This window comes from Pacificispira spongiicola (assembly GCF_012926505.1).
Classification (GTDB): Bacteria; Pseudomonadota; Alphaproteobacteria; order UBA8366; family Aestuariispiraceae; genus Pacificispira; species Pacificispira spongiicola.
The window spans coordinates 99,296-114,413 of the sequence record NZ_JABBNT010000003.1; the positions used below are offsets into that span (position 1 = coordinate 99,296).

Sequence of the window (15,118 nt, forward strand, 5' to 3'; positions counted from 1 at the left end):
AAGGAAGTTTGGGCGCGGATGGCCCGAAATCAAGACGACGATCCCGATCCGCCCGATGCGCCTTGTTTTCGCGTGCCCTCCGGTCCGGCAGGCCCTGCGTCCGAAACGAAGGCATACCGGTTCTTACCAGCCTCTTTGGCGATATAGAGCGCCTCGTCCGCCCGGGCGAATAGGTCCGACACCGTTTCCGCGTCGCCCGGCAGAAACGCGCCGCCGACACTGCATCCGATATGGGCGGTCTGCCCATCCCGCATATAGGGTTTGGCCACGCCTTCCACGATGCGCGCGGCAATGTTTTCCGCCTCCACCTGGCCTTCCTCTTTCGAAACGAAGGCCACCATCACGAATTCGTCGCCGCCCAGTCGCGCGGCGACCTCGCCCCCCCGACACATACCGGACAAACGCACGCCGACTTCCTGAAGCACGAAATCCCCCATCGCATGCCCCATAGTATCGTTGACCGGTTTGAAATCGTCCAAATCAATATACAACAGCGCAATGGAAGACTCGTCCCGACGCGCGCGCGGTACCGCCGTTTCGAAGAACACATCCAAGGACAACCGATTGGGCAGACCGGTCAGGCGGTCATGATGGGCATGCATTTCCATTTGATCCAACGCACTTTCGGTCTTCCGCAATCCGTGGATCAGTTTGTTCAGCCCATCCGACAAGGCGGCGATCTCCATCGGGCGATGGAAGATCGGGATGTCGATTTCCTCCCCCTTGCGGATTCGGTCCGCGGACGCCGCAATTTGGGCCAGCGGTCGCGTCAAAACCCCGACCGCGATCCATCCGGTTGCCGCGACCAGGACGGCGAGCCCGATTCCCCAAGCTTCAATCCGACGGGACATGTCCTTGATCGGCGCAAAGGCCTCCGTCACCGGCTGACGTGTTACCACTGTCCAGCCGAAACCGTCGAAATCGCCATACCCTTCCGCCACGGCATACCCGGTCACATAATCCTGTCCGTCGGGCCATGTTTCAACCGTCCAACCGGGCCCCTCGCTGCGAGCCTTCGCCACCGCATCCAACGATAACGTCTGTCCGATTTTTTCATCACTGTCGGCCAAGAGAACAAGATCGTCTCGGGCGACGATGAAGATATCGACATTCTTTCTGTTTTTGGATCGGGTCAGCAGCGCCTTCTGAATTTCCCGCGCCCAGCCCCAGCTTAGATGTGTGGCCAGAACCCCGACCGTTTCGCCCGCCGGGTTGAAAATCGGATAGGCGATGTCGACGAATTTCATCGCTTCGCCGGTCGGATTGGGCAGCAGGTTTGCCAGCAGAACCGCTTCATGCACGTCGCCGACGAATTTTCCCTTTATGCCTTCCGAAAAGACGGGACGCTGCGCGATATTCCGACCTTCCAGAATGCCCCCCGATGCGGCCACCACCGTGCCGTCGGACGACAGAACGCCCAGCCAGGAGAAGGCCGGAACCGCGTTTTGCAATGCGTCGAGCATTTCCCGAGACAGGGAGGGTTCGTCCGGATGGCGTAATTCGTCCACGACTGTCAGCGTGTAAACCTCCGCGGAACGGGCGGCCATGTCCCGGTCCAACTTGTCGCCCATGATGAAAGCGAGTTCGGCCAGGGAGCCGCCGATATCCTGCTCCAACCGGTCTGAGGTAATGCGCGTCACGGCATAGCCGATGCCGAGGCTGACCGCCAAAATCGCGATCGCCAGCGCCAATGCCGTTTGCAGCCGCAGGCTCATGGAATCTTGTCCCGTCTATTATCGAACCCTACACTATCCATCCCGAAAGCAGCCTAGCATGGGAATTGCCCGTAACCAATTGACAATATTCGACAATTCTTCTTTCGGTTGTTATAGTCGAAAGATCACACACTCTGGGAAAGGCATTGCGCGATGCAGCCGGAACTTCAGATCGCATTGTTGGCCTATCTGATCGCCACGGCCAGTCCGGGCCCGGCGACGATCGGCATTATGGCGACGGCGGCGTCGCACGGACGGTCGGCGGGGTTGCAATTCGCCGCCGGGGTGATGACGATATCGATCTTCTGGGGCGTTTGCGCCGCCTTCGGTCTCGGCATGATCATGGCGCAATTCGCGTCCTTCCTGATCTGGGTGAAGATCGTGGGCGGGCTTTACCTCCTCTATCTCGCGGCGAAGGCATTCCGCTCGGCCCTGACGCCGGGCGGCGCGTCCCTGCGCAAGGTGAAGGACACCGGATTCTATCGTCAGGGCATGGCCGTGCACCTGACCAATCCGAAATCGGTCATGGCCTGGGCGGCGATCATCTCGTTGGGCGTCACGGCGGAATCCTCGCTCTCCGCCATCGCGCTGTTGCTCTCGGGTTGCGCCATCCTGGGCAGCGTCGTATTCGGTGGATATGCCATCCTGTTTTCAACGAAACGCATGATGGCGCTCTATGCCGCCGCGCGGCGTCCGATCGACGGATTGCTGGCGGCATTTTTCGGCTTTGCCGGGGTTAAACTGATCGCCTCGCAGACCTGATCCGCCGCCCCACGCAATCGCGACGGTCGGGCTCCGCGTCGCGATACGAAGTGGGGAGAATGCGGGATGAGTGTCGAAACCGTCGATGCGGTGGTGATCGGGGCCGGTCACAACGGGTTGACCTGTGCGGGTTATCTGGCGCGGGCCGGTTTGAACGTGACCGTGGTGGAGCGCCGCGACGTGGTCGGCGGCGCGGCCCTGACGGAGGAATTTCATCCCGGCTTCCGCAATTCCGTCTTTTCCTATCTGGTCAGCCTTTTGGACCGCAGCGTCATTCAGGACCTGGATCTCTACAAGCATGGCCTGACCCTCCTGCCCCGTCCGGGCGGCAGCCTGTCGATCCTGAAGGACGACCATATGTATCTGCCGCGCGATCTTTCCGCCGCGCAGAAGGCCCTGTCGCGGTTCTCGAAGGCGGATGCCGAGGCCTTTCCCGAATTCGAGGACACGCTGGAATCCCTGGGCGATGCCATCCGCGCCATCGCGTCGGAAGTTCCGCCCAATCTGGGCGGCGGGCTGGGCGACCTGTGGAAGCTGCTGAAACAGGGCAATGTCCTGCGCAAACTGTCCAGGGATCAGCAGGAGGATTTGGCCGACCTGATGACCATGTCGGTCGGCGACTATCTGGACCGCTGGTTCGAAAGCGACCCGATCAAGGGGCTTTACGGATTCGAAGGGATCATCGGAAATTTCGTCGATCCCTATGCGCAGGGTTCCGCCTATGTCCTGCTGCACCATGTCTTCGGGCAGGTCGACGGGCGCACCGGGGCCTGGGCCTATGCCAAGGGCGGCATGGGGGCGATCACCCAGGCCATGGCGAATGCCTGCCGCGCATCCGGCGTCGATATCCGAACCGGATCGGGCGTGGCGGAGGTCATCGTAGAGAAAGGCCGCGCCAAGGGCGTCGTTCTGGAAGACGGCACGACGATCCATGCAAAGCTGGTTTCCGCCAATGTCCATCCGCAGGTCCTGTTCGGTCAGTTAATCGACCCGGCCTTGACGCCGCCGCGTTTCGCCAAGCGGCTGAAAGGCTGGCGCAGCGAAAGCGCGACCTTCCGTATGAATGTGGCGCTGAGCGAGTTGCCGAAATTCGATACGGTCGATCATGACGAGGCGGGTCTGACCGCCATGAAGAACACGATCGATATCTGCCCGTCGCTGGATTACATCCGGCAGGCGTCGGACGATGCGCGGGCCACCGGCTGGGCCAAGGGGCCGGTCGTGTCCATGTGCATTCCGACCCTGGTGGACGACACGCTGGCGCCGGACGGCTGCCATGTGATGAGCCTGTTTTGCCAGCATTTCCGTCGGAACCTGCCGGACGGGCGCAACTGGGACGATGTGAAGGAAGAGGTCGCCGATCACATCATCGATACGGTCGCGCTATACAGCCCGAATCTCCGTCAGGCCATCGTCGGTCGGCAGGTCAACAGCCCGCTGGATATCGAACGCAAGCTCAACATGATCGGCGGCGATATCTTCCATGGCGCCCTGCATCTGGATCAGATTTTCTCCCTGCGGCCGGCGCCCGGCTTCGCCGACCATAGAATGCCGGTCGACGGGCTCTATCTTTGTGGGTCCGGCGCCCATCCCGGCGGCGGCGTCAGCGGCATTCCCGGCCGAAACGCCGCGACGGAAATCCTGAAAGACATCAAGCGGAGACGGATCGCGTGAACGATACCCCCCAAGCAAACAGCAAGCAAAGCCTCCCGGAGTTCATCGGTCTCGTCGCGTTGCTGTTTTCCATGGTCGCCCTGACCATCGATTCCATGCTGCCTGCCCTTCCGGCCATCGGAAGCTCGCTGGGTGTCGCGGATCAGAACGAAACCCAATTCGTCGTTTCCCTGTTTTTTCTGGGCTTCGCGATCGGGCAGTTGGTTTACGGGCCGGTCTCGGATTCCATCGGGCGTAAGCGCGCGATTATGGCAGGGCTATTGCTGTTCGGATTCGGCTGCATCCTGTCGCTGGTATCGCACGATTTCGAAACCATGTTGATCGGCCGCATCCTTCAGGGATTGGGCGTTGCGGGTCCGCGCACCGTAACGATGGCGGTTGTCCGCGATCGTTATGCCGGTCGGGGTATGGCGCGGATCATGTCTTTCGCCATGGCGGTGTTCATCCTGGTTCCGGTCGTCGCGCCAAGTATCGGTCAGTTGATCCTGACCCTGTTCAACTGGCATGCGATCTTCATCTTCCTGATTGTCCTGGGATGCATTGCCGCGGCTTGGATGACGTTGCGCTTGCCGGAAACCTTGGCGCCGGAAAATCGGATGCCGCTATCGTTCCGCCGGATCGGGCATGCGGCGATCGAAACCTGCACCACCCGCGCCGCCCTGGGCTACACTATCGCCGCCGGTCTGATCTTCGGCGCCTTTATCGGCTACCTGACCAGCGCCCAGCAGATTTTCCAGGACATCTATGCCGTGGGTGAGATGTTCCCGATCTATTTTTCGGTCATGGCCTTGTCCATCGGCGTGTCGTCCATCCTGAACGCGGGCTTGGTGGACCGATTCGGGATGCGGCTTCTTTCCTTCATCGCGTTGAGTGCCATGGTCCTGATTTCGATCCTGTTTTTCGCAATCGAATTATCGATCGGCCACGACTTGCCGCTATGGGCCTTTATGGTCTGGGGCGTATCCAGTTTCTTTTGGGTCGGATTGCTGTTCGGCAATCTGAACGCGCTTGCCATGGAACCGTTGGGCCATATCGCCGGCACGGCCTCTGCCGTTGTCGGGGCGGGCAGCACCATGCTGGCCCTGATCTTCGGCAGTCTGCTGGGGCAGGCCTATAACGGTACCGCGCAGCCCATGCTGGCGGGGTTCGCCGTCCTGGGCAGTCTCGGAATCCTCACCATGCTGATCACCAATAAGGGGTTGAAGCACGGCACGATAGGGTAGCTTCGCGGATATTGCGGCGCGTTGCCGCGAAAATGCCCTAACTTCCAGATGCTTTGGCCGTTGCCGCCGCTTCGGATCGGCGGTATATGCGAAGCGTCATGATGCTCCTTTATCATCTCTGGCTTTCCCCCCATTGCCGAAAGGTCCGGCTGATGCTGGGGGAAAAACAGCTGCCCTTCGAAACCCGGATTCAGAAAACCTGGGACCGGGACGAATCCTTCCTGGCGTTGAACCCGACCGGGGAGGTCCCGGTTCTGGTCGACGAGGACGGAAATCGGGTCTGCGGGTCGCAGCCGATCTGCGAATATCTGGACGAGATGTATGGCGACCAGCCCCTGATCGGCACCGGCGCGGTAATGCGCGCGGAGGTCCGTCGGCTGATCGACTGGTTCGATGTCAAATTCAACGAGGAAGTCGGCATCAATCTGGTCGAGGAAAAGATCATGAAGCGCTTCCTCGGCCTGGGGGAGCCGAGCTCCTCCGCCGTGCGCGCCGGAGGCCGGAACATTCACACGCATCTGGGTTACATCGATTGGCTGGCGGAACGCCGAACCTGGCTTGCGGGCGAGGACCTGACTCTGGCGGACCTGACCGCGGCGGCGCATCTGTCCTGCGTCGACTATATCGGCGACGTCCCCTGGGACGAACATCCGGAAGCGAAGGACTGGTATGCGCGGATCAAATCGCGTCCGTCCTTCCGCCCGATCCTGGGCGACCATATTCCCGGCGCGCCGCCGCCGCGGCACTATGCGGATTTGGATTTCTAGCCAAACATAATTCCGGCTTGCTAACGAAAATTCTGGGGGAGGAAGACCATGATTATCGACGGAATGCCCGCCATCGTTACCGGCGCGGCCTCCGGCCTGGGCGAAGGCACGGCCCGCGCGCTGGCCGCCAAGGGGGCGAAGGTCGCGCTGCTGGACATGAATGCGGAAAAGCTGGAAGCCGTCGCCTCGGAAATCGGCGGTCTCGCCATCGCCTGCGACGTGACGAGCGCGGAAAGTGCCGAAGCCGCCGTCGCCAAGGCGCATGAAGTCCACGGCGCCTGCGCCATCAACGTCAATTGCGCCGGGATCGCGCCCGCCGCGAAGATCGTCGGCCGCAACGGCGCGATGGATCTGGATGCCTTCCGCAAGGTGATCGAGGTCAACCTGATCGGCACCTTCAACATGCTGCGCCTGACCGCCGCCGACATGGCGGACCGGGAACCGAACGAGGACGGGGAACGCGGGATCATCATCAACACCGCCTCCATCGCCGCCTTCGAAGGCCAGATCGGTCAGGCGGCCTATGCCGCGTCCAAGGGCGGCGTCGTCGGCCTGACCCTGCCCGCGGCCCGCGAATTCGCGCGCACCGGCATCCGCGTCAACGCCATCGCGCCGGGCCTGTTCGGCACGCCGATGTTGTTGGGCATGCCGCAGGACGTGCAGGACAGCCTGACCGCCACTCTGCCGTTCCCGTCCCGCTTCGGGAAACCGTCGGAATATGCGGCGCTGGCGATCCACATGATCGAAAACGCGGTCATGAACGGGGAATGCGTGCGCCTGGACAGCGCCCTGCGGATGCAGCCGAAGTAACGCCCTTTTACTGCTGGATCGTTTCGCCCGGCTCGACGCCCCAGACGTCTTCCCGCTTCAACCAGCCGTCATAGCCCTGAACGGTGACGAGGCACCAATCGGCCTCGCACAGGTCGACGCGGGCCACCATACCCATGGCCAGACGCGCTATCGCGGGGGACGCATCCGCCGCCAAGCGGCGCAGGGTGGTTTCGGGACTGGTGACGATCACCGTGCGGCGAGAACTCAACAGCGCGAAATGCACCCAGCCCTCGTCGCCTTCCCAATCGCGGATTTTCCGCCATTTGTCGAATTCCGCGATAACCTGGACCGGCATGTCCAGACGCTGATAGACCCAACGGATCGGATAATCCACGCCGGGTCCGGTCCGGACATTCGCCTCGCTGGCCTTGATGGACACCATGCGAGGGACGGGCAAGCCGCTGGGCTGCGCCGTCGACTGTGCGACGCCCGGCATCGTCCAACCCGCCAGGGCCCCGCCGAACGCGGTCAAAAACGTCAATAGAACCAGCAGAGAACGCATCGGTATTCCGTCAGCACTCCGGCCAGGGTGGAAAATCGCGCGGGGATACTGGTTTTCTATACCGCGATTCTTCTATAAAGAAAGCGCAAGAAGCCTCGTACCCGCTGGCAAATCCAGCCATTGTGCGGGAAACGGGAGGATAAGGGGAAGTCAGCGCCATGACGATTCGCAAACCGAAGGTCATCGTCACCCGGAAACTGCCGGACATTATCGAAACCCGGATGATGGAGTTGTTCGACTGCGAATTGAATCTCGCGGACGACGCCTTCACGCGCGATCAGATGCTGGATGCGGTCAAGCGCGCCGAAATCCTGGTCCCGACCGTAACCGACCGGATCGACCGCGACATTATCAACGCGGCGGGCGAGAATTTGAAGATGATCGCCAGCTTCGGCACCGGCGTCGATCACCTGGATTTCCCGGCGACCCGAAAGAAGGGCATCATCGTTACCAACACGCCCGACGTCCTGACCGAGGACACGGCGGATATGACCATGGCCCTGATCCTGGCCGTGCCGCGCCGCCTTGTTGAAGGCGAGCAACTGGTGCGCGACGGCAAATGGACGGGCTGGAGCCCGACCGGCATGCTGGGCCACCGCATCTGGGGCAAACGCCTGGGCATTATCGGCATGGGCCGCATCGGCACCGCCGTCGCGCGCCGGGCCAAGGGGTTCGGCCTCTCTGTGCATTACCACAACCGCAACCGCGTGCCGGAAGAGGTCGAAAAGGACCTGGAAGCGACCTTCTGGTCGTCTCTGGATCAGATGATCGCGCATATGGATATCCTGTCGATCAACTGCCCCCACACGCCCGCGACCTATCACCTGTTGAATTCTCGGCGGCTGGGCCTGATGAAAAGCCACGCCTATATCGTCAACACGTCGCGCGGCGAGGTGATCGACGAGGCGGCCCTGGTCAAATCCCTGTCCCAGAACCAAATCGCGGGGGCGGGCCTCGACGTTTACGAGAAGGAGCCGGAAATCAATCCGAAGCTCATCAAGCTCTCCAACGTCGTGCTGCTGCCGCATATGGGATCGGCGACGATCGAGGGGCGCATCGCCATGGGCGAACGCGTCATCATCAACATCAAGACCTGGGTCGACGGCCATAATCCGCCCGACCGGGTCATCGACACGATGTTTTGATCGAAAACACTCATTAAGAGTGCTTGCAGACCGGCGCGGCATGGGTCAAACGGTAAGGCATGACCGACCCGTCCCCCCACCCGTCCGTACATCAGACAGGACTGCGCTGGCTTTTTGCCCGTTTTCTGCGACATAGCGGAGAATTGGCACGGCTTGCCACACCCGTTGTGGTCAGTCGCGCCGGAATCGTTTCTCTCGCCCTGGTAGATACCGTGATGCTCGGTCCCCTGGGCGCGGAGGAAGTCGGGCGCTACGGTCTGGGCAGCGCCGTTTTCGCCGTGCTGATCGTCGTCAGCATCGGCCTGATGTTCGGCGCGGCGGTGGAAACCAGCCATCTGCGCGGCGCGGGTCTCCTGTCCGAAACCGGGGCCGTGTGGCGGCGGGCCTTGCCCTATGCCACGCTGATCGGCCTGTTCGCCGGCATCATGACCCAGTTTACGGAAGAATACTTCCTGATGACGGGGCAGAGCCCTCATGTCGCGTCGATGAGCGCCAGCGTCGCCCGCATCCATGGGATCAGCGTCCTGCCGTCCCTGATCTTCGTGACCAGCAACCTGTATCTGGAAGCCATGGGCCGCCCGCTGCCCGGCATGATCGCGGTCTGGATCGCGAACATCCTGAACGTTCTTCTGAATTTCTGGTTCATCGACGGCGCTTTCGGCTTTTCCGGCGCGGACGGCGCGTCGCTGGCCACCGCCGCCGTGCGCTTTCTGATGATGTTCATCGTCGTCGGCTATGTCTGGTATCTGGGCGGAAAGCACGATTTCGGTATCCGGCAGAGGCCGAAGCCGGGCTGGATTGTCGGCGGTGCGACGCAACGCCGCCACGGCTATGCCGCCGGTCCGGCCTATGCGGCGGAAAGCGGCGCGTTCCACATCATGCATATCTTCGCCGGATGGATGGCGGTGGAACAGCTGACATCCTTTTCCATCAACATGAACCTGCTGGCCATGTTGTTCATGGCGACACTAGGAATCGGCAGCGCCTCCGCCGTCCGGGTCGGCGTCGCGCATGGCCGCCGCGACTGGCCGGATCGCGCCCTGGCCGGATGGACCGGGTTTTTCTGGGGCATGGCGGTGCAGGCCATCCCGGCAATCGTGCTGGTGACCCACCCGGAGATGATTCTGTCCGTCGTCTATCAGCTGAAGGACCCCGCCCTGATCGCCATCGTCGCCCAGGGCACGGTCGTGGTCGGTCTGCTGGTCATTTTGGACGCGGGTCAGTTCATTCTGGGTAACGCCCTGCGCGCGACCGGCGATGCCTGGATGCCGACGGCGCTGAACATCACGGGTTTCCTGTGCATCATGGTGCCCACCGCCTATTGGTTCGGGGTCCATGAAGGCGGCGGCGCGGAAGGGCTCTATACAGGGGTATTGATCGCCACGGCATTGATCGTTGCCGGAGATGTCCTGCGCTGGACGGTGATCTGCCTGCGGTCGCTAAAGAAGACCTTTAGCCCGTAACGCCCGCAATCCGGCGACCATGGACAGGGAATCGTCCATCGCATCATGGGCGCGGCCTTCGGCGTCCACCCCGGCCAGCGTCGCGATACCATAGGATGTCGACGCACCGAATTCCGGACCGCAGCGTTTGCCCAACACGGCTTGCAATTCGCTGAACCGGGAAAGGCCCGTGACCTTCATCCCATTGATGGTCATGTTTTCCGCGAGCACATCCTGATCGCCGCTATAGCAGAGCATGGCCCGCGCGCCGTCGCAGAAGTCGGTAAAGACGTCCCAAGCCTCCGGGAAGTCGAAGCCTTCTTCGTCGATTTGCTCCTGCCCGATTCCCGTCAGCGCGGTGATATAGTCCGACAGGGTCGGATTCCGGACAGGACTGACGAAACACAGGAAGCGGCCGACCTCGGTAAACGCCGCGTCGTCGCGCACCCGAACGGCACCGATCTGAATGACCTCTCGGGCCTCCCACGGTTCGGACCAGCCGCGTTGCAGGCTGCCCTCCCAGGCGGTGAATTCCAGGTCATAGAAAACGATTTCCCCGCCGCGCTTATCCGGTGAAAAGGGGTCGGCGCTCGGTGCGGTAACAATGCTTACATCGGATGTCATGGGGTCAGAACGCGGCTCAATTTATCCAGGGCGGCGGGCATGTTCTCGACCGGCACCGCGGAAAAGCCCAGCAGCAATCCACGCGCGTCGGTCGGCGCCGCATAGTAGGCGCTTAACGCCGAAACCGTAACCCCCTCTTCCGCCGCGCGGGCCTGAATATCGCGGTCGCTCAAACCGGGTGCCAGATCGGGCGACAGATGGGCCAGCAAATGCATCCCCGCCTCCGACGGGGCAAGGTCGATCGCCGACCCGTACCGGCCCGTCAACGCCGCCGCCAGGGCTTCCCGCCGTTCGGCATAGAGCCGCCGCATGCGGCGCAGATGGGCGGCGAAATGGCCTTCCTCGATAAAGGCGGCCAGCGCCGGCTGGGCGATACTGGACGGATGGTCGTCCAGGGCGGCGCGGGCCTGCCGGAACGGGGCGGCCAAATCCGGCGGCACCACCAGATAGCCGATGCGCAGGGTCGGGAACATGACCTTCGAGAAGGTCCCGGCATAGACGACCCGCCCGTCGCGGTCCAACCCCTGCAAGGCCGACAAGGGCCGCCCGACATAGCGGTATTCGCTGTCATAATCGTCCTCCAGCACCCAGCCGTCATGCCGCTGCGCCCAATCGAGCAACCGCAGGCGGCGGGCAAGGCTCATCGTCACACCGATCGGGTATTGATGGGACGGCGCGACGCAGACCAGCCGTGCATCGGGGGCCACGGCTTCGCCCGCATCGATATCGAAACCTTCCTCATCCACCGGGGCGGTGGCGATATGCACGCCCGCGCCCAGCAACGCGCCGCGCATCCCCAGATAGCCGGGGTCTTCCATCAACGCGGTGTCGCCCTCGTCCAGCAGGACATGGCAGGCCAGCGCAATCGCCTGCTGCACACCCGCGACGATGATCACCTGTTCCGGTTCGCAGCGCACGCCGCGCGCGGTCCGCAAATAGTCCACAATGGCGCGACGCAGCGGCAGGTAGCCCGCCGGTTCCGCATTGGCCAGCAGGTCGCGCGGCGGCCGCCGCCATGCCTTCGTCATCAGGCGCGACCAGACGTCGAAGGGGAAACCGTCCAAATCGGGCAGGCCGATGGCAAAAGCCGTCGCCCGGCGGGACGACCGTGTCCCGTGCAGCGCGGCCAATCGGGCCCCGCGTCGCGACAAGCCCTGACGGCGTGGTGACGGGGCGGGCGAATCCGGCATCTGAGACGGTCCCATGGACAGGCTTTCTTCCGGCAGTTCGTCGGATACGAAAGATCCGGCCCCGACCTTCCCGGAAAGGTACCCTTCCGCGAAGAGTTGATCGAAGGCGGCGGTCACCGTGTTGCGGGATATGGCCAGTTCCTTCGCCAAGGTGCGGCTGGACGGCAGGCGCGACCCGGCGGTCAAACGACCGTCCAGAATCAGTTCCCGTAACTGATCGTATAGCTGTCTGTGCAGGGGTTCCGCGCTGTCCCGGTCCAGGGCGAGCGGCAGAACCGCCCCATCCGAAACGCGGCGCGCCATGTGATCCTCCTAATTGGACCTAAAGGTTTTCCCAATTCGGCCCTTTTGAGCAAGCCATTTTAAGAGGTAGAACCGTCGCGAACACGACATTCATCGGACAAGGTTTCATGACCCAGCAGCACGATATCGCCGGGGGTGCGGCACAAAGCGGCCGTTACACCCCGACCGACCGGTCGCGCATTCGGCGCAACCATAAGCGCGCCGTCTATGACCGGGCCACCATCCACGCCATCGTCGATGCGACGCCGCTCTGTCACATCGGGTATGTCATCGACGGGCAGCCTTTCGTCACCCCGACATTTCATTGGCGGGACGGCGATACCCTGTATTGGCACGGATCGTCCGCCAGCCGGATGCTGAAGGCGCAGAAAGGCGGCATTCCCGTCTGTGTGACCGTGACGCATTTCGACGGTCTGGTTCTGGCGCGCACGGCCTTCGATCATACGGCAAACTTCCGCACCGCGATCCTGTATGGAAAGGCGCAGGCGATCACCGGATCGGCGGAAAAGAACGCCGCCTTGCACGATATGATGGATCTCTACTTCCCCGGCCGGATGGCGCAATTGCGCGAAAATACGGCCAAGGAATTGAAGGCGACGAGCGTGATCCGCATGGAGATCGAAGATGCCGTGGCCAAGGTCCGCAACGGCCCACCGGGCGACGACGAGGACGGTCTGTCGAACAAGGACGTCTGGGCGGGTGTCCTGCCGCGCACCGAAACCTGGGGCACGCCGGAGCCGGACGAACACCTGTCGTCGAACATTCCCGTGCCGGTCTATCCGCGATTTCGCTGACGCCCCAGTTATTGCCCTGTTGCCAAGGCCGCGCGATCCATGAACCGGGCGAGCTTGAGGTCCAGGGTGCTCAACCCGTCGCAGTCATGCGTCGTCAGCGTGACGTCGACGCGGTTGTAGACGTTGAACCATTCCGGATGGTGGTCCAGCCTTTCCGCCTGCATGGCGACCCGCGTCATGAAGCCGAAAGCCTGATTGAAGCTTTTGAACCGGAATTCGCGTCGGATCGCATCGCGGTCCGGCACGTCCGTCCAGTCCGGCAGCCCGGCCAGACCTTCCTTGCGTTCCTCTGCGGTCAGTTTCGCGGCCATCTGGATATCCTCTTCCTGTCAAACGGGCACTCGATTCCTGCGGTCGGGGCGAGTATATCAAAGCCATGAAACACGTCACCGACTTCCCCCGCCGTGAACGCCACCGCTTGCGCGAGCGGCAACACCATCGCCACGGATCGCACCGACATGCCGCGCCGCCCACCCTGGACGATATCGAGGCTATGGCGACGCAGGCCCTGGCGGACCTCCCGGCGGAATTCCGACAGCATCTGGGCGACATCGTCTTCCGGGTTCAGGATTTTCCGGACGATGAGACGCTGGAAGCCCTGGGTCTGGAATCGCCGTTCGATCTTCTCGGCCTCTATCACGGGGTCGACATGGCGCGGAAATCCTTCATCGATCCACATCCGGGGATCGATCAAATCTATCTCTACCGCCGTCCGATCCTGGACTATTGGGTCCATGAGGGCCACCACCTGGCGGATATCGTGCGACATGTCCTGGTCCACGAAATCGGCCATCATTTCGGCCTGTCCGACGACGACATGCACGCGATCGAAGACAGCGCCGACGAGGAAGACCAATGAGTGACGGCATCGATTCCCGCTTGGCGGCCATGGATCTGCTGGAATCCGTTCTGCACCGGGGTCTCAGCTTCGACGACGCCTTGGCGCAGAGCAAACCCCTACAGAAGCTGACGCAGCGGGATCGGGGATTCGCCCGCACCATCGCGCTGACCGCGTTGCGGCGCATGGGGCAGATCGATGCGCTGTTGTTCGACTATCTGGAACATCCGCCGAAGGGAAAGGCGAAACGCGTCCTGGACGTCCTTCGGGTCGGATTGACGCAGCTCTTGTTCCTGAACACCCCGTCCCATGCCGCCCTGGCGGCGACCGTCGATCTGGCGAAATCGCAGAACATGCGAAACATGGCGGGCATGGTGAATGCCGTATTGCGCCGCGCGGATCGGGACGGCAAGGCGACCCTGGCGGCGCAGGATGCCGGCCGCCTGAACACACCGGATTGGCTGTGGTCCGATTGGGAAGCCCAATTCGGCGCCGATACCGCAGCGGCCATCGCGACGGCGCATCTGGCCGACGCCCCCATCGACGTTACCGTCCCGATCGACCGGGACCTGTGGGCGGAACGGTTGAAGAGCGATCCGATCGGTCCGCAGTCGGTGCGCTTGCGCGAAAGCCGCGACGTCACGAAGCTGCCCGGTTTCCTGGAAGGCAAATGGTGGGTTCAGGACGTGGCCGCGACGCTCCCCGCGCTGTTGCTGGGCGATGTGTCCGGAAAGCGGGTAATCGACCTATGCGCCGCGCCGGGCGGCAAGACGCTGCAACTGGTCGCCGGCGGCGCGGAGGTTACCGCCGTCGATCGATCCAAGGCCCGCTTGCAACGGTTGCAGGATAACCTGAAGCGTCTGCGGTATACGGCGAATGTGGTCGATGCCGACGCGACACAATGGCGGCCCGACGCTCCGGCGGACGCCGTTCTGCTGGATGCGCCGTGCAGCGCGACCGGCACCTTGCGCCGTCACCCGGAAATCGCCTACCGCCGCGATGCGGGGGACAGTTCGAAACTGGCCGCCTTGCAAAAGCGGCTCGTCGAGGCCGCGGTCGAGATGCTCGCCCCCGGCGGCACGCTGGTCGTCGCGACCTGTTCGCTGCAATCGGCGGAGGGGGCGGAGCTTCTATCCTTCGCGAAATCGCTGGACGGGGTGAGTTTCGATCCGGTCCAAGCGACGGAGCTCCCCGACTTGCCGGGCACAATTGCCGAGAACGGAACCTTGCGGACCCTGCCGTCGATGCTGTCCGACAAAGGCGGAATGGACGGTTTCTTTGCGGCGCGGTTCAAGCGGGAAGATTGAA

Annotated in this window: 15 protein-coding genes; 10 read left to right on the plus strand and 5 right to left on the minus strand. The window is 62.6% G+C overall.

Annotation, left to right across the window (positions count from 1 at the left end; all coding sequences use genetic code 11):
* Nucleotides 1-29: 29 nt before the first annotated feature.
* A complete protein-coding gene (locus tag HH303_RS09920; RefSeq protein WP_169625187.1) occupies nucleotides 30-1,715 on the minus strand; it encodes a sensor domain-containing diguanylate cyclase in 1,686 nt (561 codons plus the stop codon).
* A 153-nt stretch (nucleotides 1,716-1,868) separates the two neighbouring features.
* On the opposite strand from HH303_RS09920, the gene HH303_RS09925 reads away from it, so the two are divergent.
* The 5 genes from HH303_RS09925 to HH303_RS09945 all read left to right on the plus strand — a co-directional run bounded on the left by HH303_RS09925 (nucleotide 1,869) and on the right by HH303_RS09945 (nucleotide 6,951).
* Nucleotides 1,869-2,477 (plus strand): LysE family translocator, encoded by a 609-nt coding sequence (locus HH303_RS09925; protein WP_169625188.1) that lies wholly within the window; start codon nucleotides 1,869-1,871, stop codon nucleotides 2,475-2,477.
* 66 nt (nucleotides 2,478-2,543) lie between these two features.
* Entirely contained in the window at nucleotides 2,544-4,151 is a 1,608-nt protein-coding gene (locus HH303_RS09930) for a phytoene desaturase family protein (protein ID WP_169625189.1), read from the plus strand.
* A complete protein-coding gene (locus HH303_RS09935) occupies nucleotides 4,148-5,374 on the plus strand; it encodes a multidrug effflux MFS transporter (protein WP_319637367.1) in 1,227 nt (408 codons plus the stop codon). The genes HH303_RS09930 and HH303_RS09935 overlap by 4 nt, the downstream gene beginning before the upstream one ends.
* Before the next feature lie 98 nt (nucleotides 5,375-5,472).
* Nucleotides 5,473-6,141: a glutathione S-transferase family protein gene (locus HH303_RS09940; protein ID WP_169625190.1), complete on the plus strand. Its 669-nt coding sequence runs from the start codon at nucleotides 5,473-5,475 to the stop codon at nucleotides 6,139-6,141.
* A 48-nt stretch (nucleotides 6,142-6,189) separates the two neighbouring features.
* Nucleotides 6,190-6,951, plus strand: a complete 762-nt coding sequence (locus HH303_RS09945) for an SDR family NAD(P)-dependent oxidoreductase (protein ID WP_169625191.1) — start codon at nucleotides 6,190-6,192, stop codon at nucleotides 6,949-6,951.
* 7 nt (nucleotides 6,952-6,958) lie between these two features.
* Here HH303_RS09945 and HH303_RS09950 read toward each other — a convergent pair whose 3' ends face one another.
* Nucleotides 6,959-7,474 carry an SH3 domain-containing protein gene (locus HH303_RS09950; protein ID WP_169625192.1) on the minus strand — a complete coding sequence of 172 codons (516 nt, stop codon included), beginning with the start codon at nucleotides 7,472-7,474 and terminating at the stop codon, nucleotides 6,959-6,961.
* Between the two features lie 158 nt (nucleotides 7,475-7,632).
* Between HH303_RS09950 and HH303_RS09955 the strand changes: the two genes are divergently transcribed.
* Nucleotides 7,633-8,619, plus strand: coding sequence for a 2-hydroxyacid dehydrogenase (locus HH303_RS09955; protein WP_169625193.1), 987 nt, complete (start codon nucleotides 7,633-7,635; stop codon nucleotides 8,617-8,619).
* A 143-nt stretch (nucleotides 8,620-8,762) separates the two neighbouring features.
* A complete protein-coding gene (locus tag HH303_RS09960) occupies nucleotides 8,763-10,082 on the plus strand; it encodes an MATE family efflux transporter (protein ID WP_169625194.1) in 1,320 nt (439 codons plus the stop codon).
* Here HH303_RS09960 and HH303_RS09965 read toward each other — a convergent pair.
* Both HH303_RS09965 and pdxR read right to left on the minus strand, forming a co-directional pair.
* Nucleotides 10,059-10,685, minus strand: coding sequence for a 3'-5' exonuclease (locus HH303_RS09965; protein ID WP_169625195.1), 627 nt, complete (start codon nucleotides 10,683-10,685; stop codon nucleotides 10,059-10,061). The genes HH303_RS09960 and HH303_RS09965 overlap by 24 nt on opposite strands.
* A complete protein-coding gene (gene pdxR, locus HH303_RS09970; protein ID WP_169625196.1) occupies nucleotides 10,682-12,178 on the minus strand; it encodes a MocR-like pyridoxine biosynthesis transcription factor PdxR in 1,497 nt (498 codons plus the stop codon). Before pdxR ends, HH303_RS09965 begins: the two co-directional genes overlap by 4 nt.
* A gap of 107 nt (nucleotides 12,179-12,285) precedes the next feature.
* On the opposite strand from pdxR, the gene HH303_RS09975 reads away from it, so the two are divergent.
* On the plus strand, nucleotides 12,286-12,972 hold the full coding sequence (locus HH303_RS09975) for a pyridoxamine 5'-phosphate oxidase family protein (RefSeq protein ID WP_169625197.1): 687 nt from the start codon (nucleotides 12,286-12,288) through the stop codon (nucleotides 12,970-12,972).
* An 8-nt stretch (nucleotides 12,973-12,980) separates the two neighbouring features.
* Here HH303_RS09975 and HH303_RS09980 read toward each other — a convergent pair whose 3' ends face one another.
* Nucleotides 12,981-13,283, minus strand: a complete 303-nt coding sequence (locus HH303_RS09980) for a 4a-hydroxytetrahydrobiopterin dehydratase (RefSeq protein ID WP_169625198.1) — start codon at nucleotides 13,281-13,283, stop codon at nucleotides 12,981-12,983.
* 65 nt (nucleotides 13,284-13,348) lie between these two features.
* Here HH303_RS09980 and HH303_RS09985 point away from each other — a divergent pair, with 65 nt between their 5' ends.
* Both HH303_RS09985 and HH303_RS09990 read left to right on the plus strand, forming a co-directional pair.
* Nucleotides 13,349-13,831: a metallopeptidase family protein gene (locus HH303_RS09985; RefSeq protein ID WP_169625199.1), complete on the plus strand. Its 483-nt coding sequence runs from the start codon at nucleotides 13,349-13,351 to the stop codon at nucleotides 13,829-13,831.
* Nucleotides 13,828-15,117, plus strand: a complete 1,290-nt coding sequence (locus HH303_RS09990) for an RsmB/NOP family class I SAM-dependent RNA methyltransferase (RefSeq protein ID WP_169625200.1) — start codon at nucleotides 13,828-13,830, stop codon at nucleotides 15,115-15,117. Before HH303_RS09985 ends, HH303_RS09990 begins: the two co-directional genes overlap by 4 nt.
* The last annotated feature ends 1 nt before the right edge of the window (nucleotide 15,118 follow it).